This is a genomic window from Aureimonas sp. N4 (assembly GCF_001463925.1).
Taxonomy (GTDB): domain Bacteria; phylum Pseudomonadota; class Alphaproteobacteria; order Rhizobiales; family Rhizobiaceae; genus Aureimonas; species Aureimonas ureilytica_A.
Map to the genome: position 1 here is coordinate 21,155 of NZ_BBWS01000053.1, position 13,716 is coordinate 34,870.

A 13,716-nucleotide genomic window follows, 5' to 3' on the forward strand; every position below is an offset into this window, starting at 1 on the left:
ATGAGCCTAGCCGCTGCTCCTCCCGCCGTGACCGTGATCCGGCAGACGACGTCCGGCCGCCTCGCCCTGACGCTTGCGGCGCTCGCGCTTCTGACCGTCGCCGCCATGCCCTGGTGGGCCTCCACCGGCACGATCCGATCGGTCCTCGTCCTGTGCTGCTACATCGCCATCGCGCAGATGTGGAATCTCCTTGCCGGTTATGCGGGGCTCGTTTCGGTCGGGCAGCAGGCTTTCATGGGGGCCGGCGGCTACGCGCTGTTCGTGCTCGCCCAGACTGTCGGCATCAACCCGTTCGTGTCGGTCGCCCTCGCTCTCGTCGTTCCGGTGATCCTCGCGGTGCCGGTCTATCTTCTCCTGCACCGGCTCGAGGGGCCGTATTTCTCGATCGGAACCTGGGTCGTCGCCGAGGTCTTCCGCCTCGTCTGCACCAACTTGCCGCTGGTGAACGGCGGCGCCGGCATGTCGCTGCGGGTGATGGGCACCTATTCCGCCTTCGAGCGAAACGTCGCCATGTCGGTCCTGTGCGCGGCGATGCTTCTCGTCACGCTCGGCGGCAGCTACTGGCTCCTGCGCTCGCGCTTCGGCATCGCGCTCGTCGCGATCCGCGACAACATGACCGCCGCCGCGAGCCAGGGCGTGGACGTCGCGCGGCTGCGCTTCCTCGTCTTTGTCGCGGCGGCGGCGGGCTGCGGTCTCGTCGGGGCGGTGTATTTCATGGCGCAGCTGCGCATCACGCCCGGCGCGGCCTTCGACCCGATGTGGGCGAACGTCGCGATCTTCATCGTCATGATCGGCGGCATCGGCTCGATCGAGGGCGTCCTGATCGGCGCGCTCGTCTTCTTCCTCGCCGAGCGCTGGTTCGCTTCCTACGGCTCGGTCTACTTCGTGGCGCTCGGCCTCCTGACGCTCGCCACCGCCCTGTTTGCGCCCAAGGGCATCTGGGGCCTGGTCTCGCAGCGCTGGGACATGTCCTGGTTTCCGACCGGCCGGCGCCTCGCCAACCCCCTTCGCAGCTGAGGTGCCGTCATGAAGGCCGCCATTTTCGATGAGGTCGGAACCCCCTTGCGCATCGGCGACATGGCCGATCCCGCGCCGGGGCCGGACGAGGTGGTCCTGCGGGTGGAGGCCTGCGGCATCTGCGGCAGCGACCTTCACATGACCCACGATCCCGAGCCGTTCGGCCTTCTCGCGCCCTTCGTCCTCGGTCACGAGATCGCGGGCGAGGTCGTCGCCCTGGGCGCCGAGGTGGCGGACCTGCGCGAGGGGGACCGCGTCGCCGTCGCGCCAATGCGCGGCTGCGGCCATTGCGACGCCTGCCGCGAAGGGGACCCCGCACGCTGTTCCGCCATGACGCTGATCGGCGGCGGCTATGCCGAGCGTGTTCTCGTCGCCGCGCGGCAATGCCGGGTGCTGCCGGACGACGTGGCAACGGCCGATGGCGCGCTGGCCGAGCCGCTCGCCGTCGCGCTCCATGCCGTTCTGCGCTCGCAGATGAAGCCCGGCGCGCGCGTCGCCATTCTCGGTGCCGGTCCGATCGGCCTTCTCGTGGCCTTCTGGGCGCGGCGGCTGGGGGCGAACCGTGTGGCGATCGCCGATCTCAACACCCATCAGCGCGAGCGGGCGCTGCAACTCGGGGCGACCGGCTTCGCGCTGTCGAACGAGCGGCTGACGGAAAGCCTCGCGGAACTCTGCGGCGGCGCGCCCGACATCGTGTTCGAATGCGTCGGCCGTCGCGGCCTGATCGAAGCCGCCATGCGCGCGGTGCGCCTGCGCGGCACGGTGGTGGGCGTCGGCCTGTGCCTCGGCGGCGACGAATGGAACCCGTTCGTCGCGCTGTCGAAGGAAGCGAACCTCGTCTTCTCCGCTTTCTTCCACCACGGAAACGAGTTCGGCATGGCGATCGAAGCGCTGCGCGGCGGCGGTCCCCAGGCGCTCATCACCGACCGGATCGGCCTTTCGGCGGTCCCCCGGGTTTTCGAAGATCTGCGACGGCGCACCGGGACGTGCAAGGTGCTGATTCAACCTGCCAAGGCTTGAGGAGACGACCAACATGACGGTTGCGTTCGAAACGCTTCGCTTCGAGATCGACGGGGTCGAAACGGTGGTGAAGGCGATCGGCCAAGGCCCGACCCTTCTCTATCTCCACGGCGCGGCGACGCTCGAAGGCTTCGACTTCGCGGCCGCGCTGGCCGATCGGTTCCGCGTTCTGTGCCCGAGCCATCCCGGCTTCGGCTTCTCGGGCGATGCGCCTGACGTGTCGGGCATGACCGACATGGTGCTGCATTACCTGAACCTTCTCGACAGGCTCGCTCTGCCCGAGCCGCCCCATCTGATGGGCTTTTCCATGGGCGGCTGGATGGCGAGCGAACTCGTCGGCCTCGCGCCCGAACGCTTCGGCAAGGTCGTGCTCGTGTCCCCGGCCGGTCTCAACGATCCGGCCTATCCCGCGACGGATCTCGCCGCCGTCCAGCCACAGGCGCTTCCGGCCTATCTGTCGCACGACCCGTCCGTGGCTCTTGGCTACTTCCCCGATGGTTCGGACGAGGCGGCCGCGCAGCGCTTCGGCGCGGACCGTGCGCGCGAAGGCGCGGCGGTCGACCGCCTCACCGCGCCCTTCGGCATGGGCCACCCGAACCTCGCACGCTTTCTGCGGCGCATCCGCCAGCCCGCCCTCGTCGTGTGGGGCACGAACGACCGGCTGCTGCCGGCGGGGCAGGCGGACGTCTGGGCTGCGGCGCTGCCCGACGCGCATGTCCTCCTGGAGGAAGGCGCCGGGCATCTGATCCTGCAGGAGCGGCCTGATGTCCTGCAACGAATTGGCGACTTCCTCGACGAGGCGTCCTGACACAAAAGCGGAGGATACGATCATGAACAAACCCATCCATCACAGCTATTGGGGCTCGAGCGTCGATCATCGGCAGCTCCTCGACAAGGTCGCCGAGATCGGCCCGCTTCTGGAAGCCAATGCCGAGGCGGACGAGGCGAATGGCGAGCTGACCGCCGACAGTTTCGAGGCGCTCAAGCCGTTGCGCATGTCCCACGCGCTGGCCGCCGAGGCGCTGGGCGGGGCCCAGTTTCGCCCGACGCAGGTGTTGGAGCTTCTGGAAGCCATCACCTGGCATTCCGGCGCGGCGGGCTGGGTCTCGATGGTCCACTGCTGCATCGGCGCGATGTCGGCGGCCTTCCTGCCCGACAGCGCGGTGGAGCGCCTGTTCGGCCCCGGCACCGACAATCGCTTCTCCGGCCAAGGCGCACCGCTCGGCTTGTTGACGAAAGTCGAGGGCGGCTACCGCCTGACCGGAAAGTGGAGCTACGGCAGCGGCTTCAGCCACGCCACCTATTCCCACAGTGCCGCCTTTCTCGACGACGGGACGGGCAAGCCGGCCAAGGACGCGGACGGCAACGCCCTCATCCTGTGCGCCCATGCGCCGATATCCGAACATGACAAGCTCGGCAACTGGGACGTGCTCGGCCTCAACGGCACGGGGAGCATCGACTACGCGGCCAACGACGTCTTCATTCCCGACGATCTGGTGTTCCCGATCCAGACGGCGGTTCCGCAGCGCCAGAGGGAGCTTTTCAGCCTCGGCGTCGTGGGTCTTGCCGCGATCGGCCACACCGGCTGGGCGATGGGGCAGGGCCGACGGATGCTGGACGAGATTGCGAGCTTCGCCCGCTCCAAGTCCGGGCGCGCCGGTCTGATCGGCGAAAGCGAGAAATTCTGGTACGATTACGCCCGCCTTGAAGCCCGCTACCGCGGCGCCCGCGCCTTCGTCTTCGAGGTCTGGCGCGACGTCGAGGCCACGGTGGAAGCGGGCCATCCGGTTTCGACACGCCAGATCAGCCTCGTTCATCTCGCCAAGTCCGAGATCCACGAGGTCGGCGTCGATGTCTGCACCTTCGCCTACCGCGCCGCCGGCGGCGCGTCGCTGCGCGCGGGAACCCTCCAGCGTACCTTCCGCGAGATGATGGTGGGCGCCAATCACTTCACCATCGCGCCCGGCATCGTGACCTCGGCGGGCCGCAATATCGGCGGGCTCTGGCCCGATCGCGTCTGGCGCTTCTACGACCTCGTCGAACCGAAGTGAGCCCTTGGCCCGGCGCGGGTCGCCGGGCCACCCCTTATGTCCAATGCGAGACAAGGCCGATGAACCAGCAGTCCAAGATGTCCGACGCCTTTCGCACGGCCTTCCGCCACCATCCGGCCGGCGTTGCCGTCGTGACGGCCGATCCGGGCGACTGCCCGGTCGCGCTGACGATCTCGTCGCTGATCTCGGTCAGCGCGGCTCCTCCGGTGATCGCCTTCTCCTTGTCGGCGCGCTCGAACTCCACCGAGCCCCTGCTGCGCGCCGAAACCATGGTCGTGCATTTTCTGCGCTATGCCGATCTCGATCTCGCCCAGCTCGGCGCGTCGAGCGGCGCGGAGCGCTTCGGCGGGGCCGTGCCCTGGGAGCGGCTGCCGACCGGCGAGCCACGCTACACCGGCGTCGGCACCTGGTTCCGCGTCCGCAAGCTCGGCCTCCTTCCGGTCGAAGGGGCGACGCTGGTGGCGGCCGAGCTCCTTGAGGGCGAGGTGGGCTCGGACGGGGACGCTTCCGACATCGACGCTCTCGTCTATCAGGACCGCCGCTGGCACCGCCTCCAGAAGGGCGTCGACGCCTCGGCGCACCTCTGCGACCTGTCCCATTTCCTCTAGATGTTTGATCCCGGGGTTTGATGGTGTGACCCTTTCCGTAGAATGGAAGGAGGCACTATGGGGCAGGTACGTCACGGCAGCGCCATGACCATGCACGCCACCCGCCGGCGCACGAGCCGGGTCCGGCGAGTGACCTGCCGTCTGAAGGCAGGGGGCCGATCGTCCGGAGCCCGCGCCACCGACCGCATACGAGCCTCGGCAGTTTGAACCCCGGCCGAGGTCGCGGACTAACTCAGAACAGCCCGAGAACTCTCATGACGCCTGGGCCAAAGTCCGGGGCAGGACCACTGGGGCAAGTCGGCTTACGGAGGACCGACCCTTCAGCTGGCTCTCGTTCGATGACGTCCCGCTGGTTTCAACGTCGGACACCTCATGATGCACAGGAGCAGAGGTGGTCTCCTCGTCCAGCGTGAAGAAGCTGACATGCTCGCTGAGATGGGCGGCCTCCGTGGACAGTTGCTCGGCGGTCGCCGCCATCTCGTTGGCGGCCCCGGCATTGTTCTGCGTCACGTGATCGAGCTGCTGAATCGCCTGATTGATCTGTTCGATGCCGACGGACTGCTCGCGGCAGGCCGCCGAAATCTCGGCCACCAGATCAGCCGTACGCCTGATGTCGGGCACCAACCGGCTCAGCATGTCGCCGGCTTCCTCGGACCGAACGAGCGTCGAGTTCGATAGGTCGCTGATTTCCATCGCGGCCTCCTGGCTCCGCTCGGCCAGTTTTCTCACTTCCGAAGCGACCACCGCGAAGCCCTTCCCGTGCTGCCCCGCCCGCGCCGCCTCGATCGCCGCGTTCAAGGCAAGAAGGTCGGTCTGACGCGCGATCTCGCGGATGATCGCGATCTTTTCAACGATGATCCGCATCGCTTCCATCGACTCCACCACGGCCGTGCCCGTGCGCTCCGCGCTGGCATTGGCCTGGATGGCGATCTTCTCGGTCTGCGAGGCATTGTCGGCATTCTGCCGAATGTTACCCGCCATCTGCTCCACGGCGGCCGTGGCCTGCTCGGACGCCGCTGCCTGCTCGGTCGATCCAGCGGACAATTGCTCGGCTGTCTCAGCAGAATGCGTCGATCCGGCGGAAACGCTGGTGGCCGATATTTGAGCGGCCTGCAGCGCCCGGACCAGATTGGTCCGCATGCGCTCCGTCAGGATCTGCAACTCGCCGCTCAGACGTCGCGAGCCGTTCGAGTGAGTGGACCGCAGGTCGCCCTCGGCAAAACGGCTGATCTGGGCAGAGACGAAGCGCAAAGGCGCGATAGCCTTCCGGTTGAAGAAGAGGAGGCCGCCCAGAAAGAGAGCGAGGGACATGGCGGAGACGAGGCTGGAGAGGATCAGGAGGGAATGCGTCTTCTCCGCAGCCTTCTGCTCCTTCTCTCGGGCATAGGTGGTGGCATCTTTCACGAGACTGTCGACGGCGGCCGCATGCTGACTGAACGTCTGCCCGAGAGCCTCGAAAGCGGTGTCGATTTGCGCCGCATCTCCCGACCGGATGGCAGGAAGAGCCTGAGTATCCAGCACCCTCCAGAACTCCCGAGACGTCGCCTGAACAGGGCCGAGCAGCGCCGTCTTCAACTGACTGGCGAGTTCGTGCGAGCCCCAATAGGCGTTCCGCTCCGTGTAACTGGCGCGCGCGGCCTCGATCGACTTCAGGATCGGATCGAGATCGCCTTGAGAAAATCTCGCCTGAAACGCCAGTCGATAGGCTCCCGACAGGAAGAGGGGCGGCGGCAGGATGTCGGCTTGAAGATCTCGCCCGGCAATAATGCGATCGTAGTTTTCGCTGCCAATTCGTAAGTTAAGGAATGCATATGTTTGCGTGCCGAGCGCTGCGGCAAACAGGAACGTCACAAACGCTCCGAAAATAAGAAGCATCTTAGAGGCGGACAAAGCCAGGAACCTTATTTAATAGGAACAATAACTGCCGATTGCTGCGAGAAGAATATTGCTTTGCCGGTTAAGCAAATTCTATTCGGTCCGAAAATCAGTGCGCTGAGGTTAAGAAGGTTCTGATTTTAACTCATGATTATGAATATGACCGAATTGAAAGAACCGAAAGTCCTAACTCCTCGTCTGAAGCAAACGAGATGAAAGGTCCCAGATGGGTCGATGTTTCTGGCGACTCGTCCCACCAAGGCTCGTAGAGCGCTCCTGAGACGGGTCCGCGCGTCTCCGCACCGATCGCGTCCGGGGCTGCCGAAGGGCGGACGGCACGGCTACCGCCTGTTGGCAATCGGTGCAGCCGTGCCCCCATCTCATGATGGGGACTGTCACGCATTCTGTGCGGGAAGCCCAGTCTTTGTCAGGGGCCGAAGCGGTTCCCGAAGGCGACAGCGAACTGCGTCTTGGCCTCGATCTGGCGGCGCGGAGGGCGGTTTCATTCCTCGGCGGGACGGTTGAGGACGAGGTATGGCCGCTTCAAAGCGGCATCGTCGTTGGGGACGTGGCTGCGTGTACCGGCAGCAGGTCTCAGCTGCAAGTGCAGCGCCTCAAAGGCGTTCGGGGCGAATGGATGTATCGCTACCGCGCGATCGGCGACGGCGGCGAGACGCTGGACTTCCACCTCTCGCAAACCCGCACGACAAAGTCGGCCAAACAGGTCCCGAGCAAGGCTGCGAACCGTTCGCCGCATCATCGGCCATGGATGATGTCGAGCGACTGGAACCGGGCTTACCTTGAGCCGATCGGCTCTTCTCCCCCGCGCCCTTCGACATCGTGGGGCAGGTCGTCACCTGGATCAGCGATCCCAGCTTCTACCACCCTGTCGGCATCACGCTGAGGGAAACGGTGCTCGAATGCCCATGTCGATCCAACATTGCAGCTTTGTCCGCTCCCCCTTCCCGAGAGCGGCCTGATCGCTCTCGGCCCAATTACATCAGCGCAGGAGCGCCGGGTCCATCAAGCGCTCATGCGCTCGAAGCTTTGATGGTCGTCCAGCTCGAGAGCGAAGCCTGGGCCGGTTTCGGTCCGGGCCTTGGACATGGCTCTGGCGGCCGGTTTCGCGGTCGGCTTGGCTTGCGCCGATGTCACGCTGGTGTCCGCCTTTCGCTGCGCGGAGCGAACATCGTCTGGCGCCGCTGCCGGCTCGTTGCGGCTGGAGGGGGCCAACCTGAAGAAGCTGGCGCTCTGTTGGAGACGGCTGGCCTCTGCCGAAAGCTGGGACGCGGTGGCTGCCATCTCGTTGGCGGCGCCCGAGTTCGATTGGGTCACTTGGTCCAGCTGCTGGATGGCCTGGTTGATCTGATCGATGCCGACCGACTGCTCGCGGCATGCGGCGGAAATCTCGGACACGAGATCGGCTGTGCGCTGGATATCCGGCACCAGCGCATCCAGCATCTGCCCGGCTTCTTCGGAGGTCAGCAGCGTCTGCGACGACAGAAGGCCGATGTCGCGAGCCGCCTCCTGGCTCCGCTCGGCGAGCTTTCGCACTTCCGAGGCCACGACCGCGAACCCCTTGCCATGGGTGCCGGCACGGGCCGCCTCGATGGCCGCGTTCAATGCCAGAAGGTCGGTCTGGCGGGCGATTTCCTGAACCACCGATATTTTCTCGGCGATCGTGCGCATGGCCTCGACCGAGGCGGCAACGGCCGAGCCGGTCTTGCGAGCGCTCGTCGAGGCCTGCACGGCAATTTTCTCGGTCTGCCCGGCATTGTCGGCATTCTGCCGCACGTTCGCGGCCATCTGTTCGATCGCGGCGGAGGCTTGTTCGGAGGCGGCAGCCTGTTCGCTCGATCCCGACGACAGCTGCTCGGCGGTTGCCGCCGACTGCGACGAACCGGACGCCACTTGGCCCGACGATGATGTCACGGTCGAAGCGACTTCGCCAAGCTTGACGCTCATGGCGTTCATGGCGCGCAGGAGATCGCCGATCTCGTCCGAACTGCTGGCGGACACGCGCTGGGACACGTCGCCCTGACCGATCGCGTCGGCCAAGTCTACCGCACGCCCCAGCCCGCGCGAGATCGACAAGGCGATCCAGGTCGCGGCACTGGCGCCCAGCGTGATGCCACCTGCGATCAGGCAGAGGAGCCAGAGACGCGTCGTCCGGTAGCTTCGATCGGAATCGGCGAGGAAGTTTCTCGCCTGGTCACCGGCCGCCGCGTTCAACTCGTCGAGCCGCTTCGAGGCGGCGGCCGCCATGGGGATCTGTTTCGTGTTGGCCAGATCGCTGGCTTTGGCAAGCCAGTTGTCGACGCCGATATCGGCCGCCGCGCGCATCGTCTGGAATGTTTGGGCCCAGGTCGATTGCAGGGCCTGCATGCGGGCCGTTTGCTGGGGGAGGCGCCCTGTCAGCTCGCCGATTGCCGCCTTGATCGTCCCATCGAGCTCGTTCAACCGCTGGCTGGCATTCGCAATCTGAGCGTCGTCATCATAAGCGAGGGCTTCTGCCATCTGGATGCGCGCGTCCAGAACGAGGGTCGCAATGCGTTGGATGGCTTCCGGCGGCGACACGGTCGCGGTCGCCGAAGCAGGCACGACCGCTGCCCGCAGGTCCGCCAGCTGGCGGTTGATGTCCCCGATGGGCGCTTCGCTCCGAACAAGGCCGCTGATGGTGGCGCTCGGGTCGGCCTTTTTTCCCAATGCGAATGTCTCGTCGGAAACCGATTTGAGGTCGTGCAACAGCGGCTCGATGTCCTTGAAGGCTTCGCGCCCTTCCGGCGACATACTCCGCAAAACGTCCTTCAGGTTCGTCTCGACGTTCAACCAGTTCCGGTCATATTCCGCGCCCGTCTGCTTCAGGATTTCAGCGTCGGACGTGAAGAACGATGTCAGGATGTCTCGACGGATGGTTGCGAGGTTGGTCTGGATTTGGTTGGCGCTCTGCACCTGAACGAAGGGACGCTCCGAAAATGCTTTCAGCATATCGTTCGTGGAGGCGACCGAGGCGAGGCCGAAGTATCCGACCGCGCCTGTGACGCACAGGATCGTCCCGAAGCTCGCGGCGAGCTTCAGCTTCATATTCAGGCGCATGGCAATCGTCCGAGGTCCAGAAAATCCGATTGCCATACTGATGCGGGGATGGTTCAAATTTGCTGAACATTTTATCGTAAGCGATCTTTCAGGCTACCTTCGCCGACGGGAGCCTTTTGCTCGTCGCCACCGAGCCGTTCCGACCAAGGGCAAGCGTGCGGGCCGTTCGAGAGATCGGCGAAGCGTGAGCCGCAAAGCCCAAGCCTAAAGCTTCGAACAGGCCGGTCGATGCTTCTCCTGCACCTTCCGCGCAAGGGCGAGAAACACATTCGCCATCCCTTCGTACATCTCACCGAGCTCGATCGGGACAGTGTCCAAGGTATCCAGATCGGCTCCGATAGCCGCGGCTGCGACTTCCGTGATTTCGCAAATCTGCGAACTGAGTGCGACCACTTGGGCCGCGCGCGACTGCGCTGCGCTCGGCTCTGAATCGGCGTGAAAGCTTTTGCATTTTGCGACCATCTTCCTCTCCGTAATCAGGGATTACAATTTGGAGACCTAAGATTACCTGAGGCTTAAAGTCAGGATGCAAACATTACGGTTTGCGAGAATGACGGAGAGACCTGTCGCAAGGCGTCGGCATGGTGCTGGCGTGCCGCCCAAGTGCTACGCTGGCACCGCGCGCCTGACATCACACTCCCTTACCCCATCTCGTTATGCTGTCACGCGCTGCGTTTCGCAGCGTCGGAGGATGATCGCAGACGCGCTCGCGACGCGGACCCATGACATTTGAACGATGTCGTTCACGTCTGGAACACCAGCCGCGACAAATGCCCCTCGTCGCCGTTCCGGTGAGACGCTAGGTGACGCCTCGCACGAGATGTTTTTGCTGTAGAATATATCTATTGCCTGAAAGTTTGCCTCTATGCGTATCACCATCAAGTCGCGTCTTGCCCTCAGCTTCGGGGCATTGCTCGTTTCCACCGCCACCATCAACGCCTTGAGCATCCACGCCCTCACGCGCGCTGGGCAAACCGGCTATGACAGCACGCAGCTCGCCTTGTTCGGCGCCATTGCCGGCGTCATGGTTCTGGGCATCGGGCTGGCCGCCTGGATCATCCATTCCCTGAACGGCGGCCTTCGCCAGCTGGCCGAGAACATGGATCGCATCGCGAGCGGGGATCTGTCTCAACGCATCGTCCATTCGCGCCAGAACGAACTCGGCGATCTCCTGACGCGCCTGTGCCAGACGCGCCTGCGGCTGTCGGGAACGGTTCATGCCGTGCAGGGCGCGGCGATGCAGGTCGCCGCCGGCTCGCAGCAGTCCTCCGCCACGGCCGCTCAACTCTCCTCGGGCTCGACCGAGCAAGCGGCGGCCTCGGAGCAGGCCTCGGCAGCCATCGAGGAGATGAGCGCCAACCTTCGCCAGACCGCCGACAACGCCGCGACGACCGAGACGATGGCAGCCCATGCCGCCAGGGATGTCGGCACGACCGAGTCCGCGGTGGTGCAATCCACCCAGGCCATGCGCGAGATTGCCGAGAAGATCGCCCTGGTGCGCGAGATCGCCCGGCAGACCGATCTTCTGGCGCTCAACGCTGCGATCGAGGCGGCCCGCGCGGGGCAACACGGCAAGGGTTTTGCGGTCGTTGCCTCCGAGGTGCGCAAGCTCGCCGAGCGGGCGCAGAAGGTGGCGTCCGAGATCGGAGACCTGTCGAGCCGAACGCTGGCCGTGGCCGAGGACGCCGGCTCGCGCCTCGAACGCCTTGTTCCCGACATTCGCCGGACGGCCGAACTGGTGTCGGAGATTTCGGCGGCCTGCCGCGAGCAGTCGGTCGGCATCGAGCAGATCAACCAGGCGATCGGCCAGTTGGATCAGGTGACGCAGGCCAATGCCGGTGCCGCCAACGAAATGGCGGCAACCTCCGAACAGCTATCGGACCAGGCGGGGCGGCTGGAGGATCGCATGGCGATCTTCCGTCTCAACGACGGCGAAGCGCGGGTCATTCTGGCGGGTATCGAAGCGGGCCGTGACGGAAACGGACTTCAGGCCCTGGCGGAGGCGTTTGCGGCCGGAAAGCCGGAAATCGCGCCCTTGAAGTCTACCCCGTCAAAGCCGGCCCTGCCCATGGCTGCTTGACCCCGGCCATGGCCGAGATGGGTGATGGCTGCCGGTCCGGTTCGGGGCGCTAGAAAGAGGTGAGCGGGTGACAGACTCTCGGCCGCTCCCGCTTCCTTGCCACCTCGAGGGAATGCGTCGAGACTGATCCCGCTTGCTGTTCTTCACCGCCCGTCGAATTTTCGCCCGCGTCTTTACTCCGCCTTGGGGATATCCCGAAACGACATGGAGGGCTCATCCGATAGAGAGGCAACGTAAGGTTTTCCGCCCTTACCTTGCACGCATCGAATATCGAGCTTGGGAGAGCCGAATCTATGGCCCTGCCGCACCATCTCGCGCAACGTTTGCGCTCCGCCCGTACGTGGATTGCGCTCGGCATCCTCGCCCCCATCGGCATGGTGATCATGTCAGGCATGATGCTGCTCGACTTGCGTCGCGATGCCTGGACCATGGCGGACCAGACCTCGAAGAACCTGATGCAGGTCATCGAACGGGACATTGCTCGTAACGTCGAGATCATCGACCTGTCCTTACGGGCTGTCGTCGATAACCTGAAAGCGCCCGGCGTGGCCGAGAGCACGCCCGAACTCCGGCAGCTCATCCTGTTCGACCGAGCCTCGACAGCTCCCGATCTCGGCGCAATGATCGTCTTGGACGAGAACGGTGATAGCATCATCGACGCCGCGTCCGTGCCGCCGCGCAAGCTCAACAACGCCGACCGCGACTATTTCCAAGCGCATAAGGCCAACCCCAAGCTTGGACTTGTCATCAGTAAGCCGCTGATCTCCCGTCTGACAGGAGACCGCGTCGTCGTATTGAGCCGCCGCATCGACAAGCCGGATGGTTCGTTCGGCGGAATTGTTCTCGCAAGCCTGAAATTGTCCTACTTCAGCTGTCTCTTCGACCAGATCGGCCTCGGCAAGGACGGCGCGATCAACCTTTATCTGCGCGATGGCACACGTTTGATGCGCCATCCCTTCGTGGAAGAAGACATCGGCGTGAGCATCGCCGGCACGGACAACTTCGACCGGTTCGTACGCGAGCGCCGAGGGTCCTTCGTTGGCACATCCGTGCGCGATGGCGTGGAACGCCTCTATAACTTCACGCAGGTCGGCGAATGGCCGCTGGTTCTGAACGTCGCCCTCTCAACCCATGAAATCGAGGTTGCATGGGGAGTGAAGGCGCTTGTCATCGGCGGGGTCATGCTGATCCTTTGCGGACTGACCGTGCTGCTCTCGCTGCTATACGGCCGGGACCTGAGACGCCAAGCCGCCATGCAGGCGGAGCTGGCCGAACTGTCGCGCACCGACGATTTGACGGGACTTCCGAACCGACGTCGGTTCGAGGAGACCTTTGAGGGCCTGTGGGCGGGTGCGAAGCGGACCGGCCGGTCGTTCTCTCTCCTTGTCGTCGATGCCGATCACTTCAAGCGATACAATGACCGCTATGGGCACGCGGTCGGCGATGAGGTTCTCAAGGGGATCGCCGCCTGCCTGAAGGGCAGCGTTCATCGGCCGGATGATCTTGTTGCCCGCGTTGGCGGCGAAGAGTTCGCGATCCTCCTGGCGGAGACCGATATCGAGGGCGCCTCCCGCATCGCGGCCAAGCTTCACGAGGCCATCGCGTCATTGGCGGTTCCGTCGGCCGGCCTTGGCGCGGGCGCGGTCACTGTGAGCGTGGGGCTCGCTGTCGGACCGGCTGGCATTGCATCGCCTGACGCGCTTTACCAAAAGGCGGACGCGGCTCTCTATGCCGCGAAGGAAGGTGGACGCAATCAGACCCGGTTCGCGCCGAGGGATCGAAAGAATACGGGTGTTGTCTCCGCACTCCGCTCGGCTCATGCCTAATTGAACTTGCCCCGACCATCGGAACCCAGGCTGCTCCGCGACAACAGCCCGGGCACTCGCTCAAGTCCGCTTCCGATCACGCTGCAAACCTCTTCGTTCGGCGAGGTCGGGTCGGAACCGGACGGCCTCTTTCGAGAGATGGC

The 13,716-nt window shown here is 64.7% G+C and carries 10 protein-coding genes; 8 read left to right on the top strand and 2 right to left on the bottom strand.

The features are described from left to right. The 5 genes from AUL28_RS17755 to AUL28_RS17775 are packed head-to-tail and all read left to right on the top strand — an operon-like array spanning position 1 to position 4,696. Entirely contained in the window at positions 1–1,017 is a 1,017-nt protein-coding gene (locus tag AUL28_RS17755; protein ID WP_062235195.1) for a branched-chain amino acid ABC transporter permease, read from the top strand. Between the two features lie 9 nt (positions 1,018–1,026). Continuing rightward, positions 1,027–2,037, top strand: coding sequence for a zinc-dependent alcohol dehydrogenase (locus AUL28_RS17760; protein WP_062235198.1), 1,011 nt, complete (start codon positions 1,027–1,029; stop codon positions 2,035–2,037). A 13-nt stretch (positions 2,038–2,050) separates the two neighbouring features. After that, on the top strand, positions 2,051–2,845 hold the full coding sequence (locus AUL28_RS17765; RefSeq protein WP_062235202.1) for an alpha/beta fold hydrolase: 795 nt from the start codon (positions 2,051–2,053) through the stop codon (positions 2,843–2,845). 22 nt (positions 2,846–2,867) lie between these two features. Then, positions 2,868–4,088, top strand: a complete 1,221-nt coding sequence (locus AUL28_RS17770) for an acyl-CoA dehydrogenase family protein (protein ID WP_062235206.1) — start codon at positions 2,868–2,870, stop codon at positions 4,086–4,088. A 59-nt stretch (positions 4,089–4,147) separates the two neighbouring features. After that, complete coding sequence (locus AUL28_RS17775; RefSeq protein WP_062235209.1) at positions 4,148–4,696, top strand: flavin reductase family protein; 549 nt, start codon at positions 4,148–4,150, stop codon at positions 4,694–4,696. A 252-nt stretch (positions 4,697–4,948) separates the two neighbouring features. Here AUL28_RS17775 and AUL28_RS17780 read toward each other — a convergent pair whose 3' ends face one another. Beyond that, complete coding sequence (locus AUL28_RS17780; RefSeq protein WP_244493563.1) at positions 4,949–6,547, bottom strand: methyl-accepting chemotaxis protein; 1,599 nt, start codon at positions 6,545–6,547, stop codon at positions 4,949–4,951. Positions 6,548–6,956: 409 nt separating this feature from the next. Between AUL28_RS17780 and AUL28_RS23715 the strand changes: the two genes are divergently transcribed. After that, the gene (locus AUL28_RS23715) at positions 6,957–7,475 is read left to right on the top strand and encodes a DDE-type integrase/transposase/recombinase (RefSeq protein WP_374701438.1); all 519 of its coding nucleotides are present in this window, start codon (positions 6,957–6,959) and stop codon (positions 7,473–7,475) included. 119 nt (positions 7,476–7,594) lie between these two features. Here AUL28_RS23715 and AUL28_RS17785 read toward each other — a convergent pair whose 3' ends face one another. Then, positions 7,595–9,667 (bottom strand): HAMP domain-containing methyl-accepting chemotaxis protein, encoded by a 2,073-nt coding sequence (locus AUL28_RS17785; RefSeq protein WP_062235213.1) that lies wholly within the window; start codon positions 9,665–9,667, stop codon positions 7,595–7,597. An 865-nt stretch (positions 9,668–10,532) separates the two neighbouring features. Between AUL28_RS17785 and AUL28_RS17795 the strand changes: the two genes are divergently transcribed. Together AUL28_RS17795 and AUL28_RS17800 are read left to right on the top strand one after the other, a co-directional pair. Further along, on the top strand, positions 10,533–11,747 hold the full coding sequence (locus AUL28_RS17795) for a methyl-accepting chemotaxis protein (RefSeq protein ID WP_062235217.1): 1,215 nt from the start codon (positions 10,533–10,535) through the stop codon (positions 11,745–11,747). 293 nt (positions 11,748–12,040) lie between these two features. Then, complete coding sequence (locus tag AUL28_RS17800; protein WP_062221000.1) at positions 12,041–13,573, top strand: sensor domain-containing diguanylate cyclase; 1,533 nt, start codon at positions 12,041–12,043, stop codon at positions 13,571–13,573. Positions 13,574–13,716: the final 143 nt, after the last annotated feature.

Bases quoted from the DNA above. Each gene is read 5' to 3' on its own strand.
- AUL28_RS17785 (WP_062235213.1), bottom strand. From the start codon at position 9,667: ATGCGCCTGAATATGAAGCTGAAGCTCGCCGCGAGCTTCGGGACGATC.
- AUL28_RS17775 (WP_062235209.1), top strand. From the start codon at position 4,148: ATGAACCAGCAGTCCAAGATGTCCGACGCCTTTCGCACGGCCTTCCGC.
- AUL28_RS17765 (WP_062235202.1), top strand. From the start codon at position 2,051: ATGACGGTTGCGTTCGAAACGCTTCGCTTCGAGATCGACGGGGTCGAA.
- AUL28_RS17755 (WP_062235195.1), top strand. From the start codon at position 1: ATGAGCCTAGCCGCTGCTCCTCCCGCCGTGACCGTGATCCGGCAGACG.
- AUL28_RS17800 (WP_062221000.1), top strand. From the start codon at position 12,041: ATGGCCCTGCCGCACCATCTCGCGCAACGTTTGCGCTCCGCCCGTACG.
- AUL28_RS17795 (WP_062235217.1), top strand. From the start codon at position 10,533: ATGCGTATCACCATCAAGTCGCGTCTTGCCCTCAGCTTCGGGGCATTG.
- AUL28_RS23715 (WP_374701438.1), top strand. From the start codon at position 6,957: ATGGGGACTGTCACGCATTCTGTGCGGGAAGCCCAGTCTTTGTCAGGG.
- AUL28_RS17760 (WP_062235198.1), top strand. From the start codon at position 1,027: ATGAAGGCCGCCATTTTCGATGAGGTCGGAACCCCCTTGCGCATCGGC.
- AUL28_RS17770 (WP_062235206.1), top strand. From the start codon at position 2,868: ATGAACAAACCCATCCATCACAGCTATTGGGGCTCGAGCGTCGATCAT.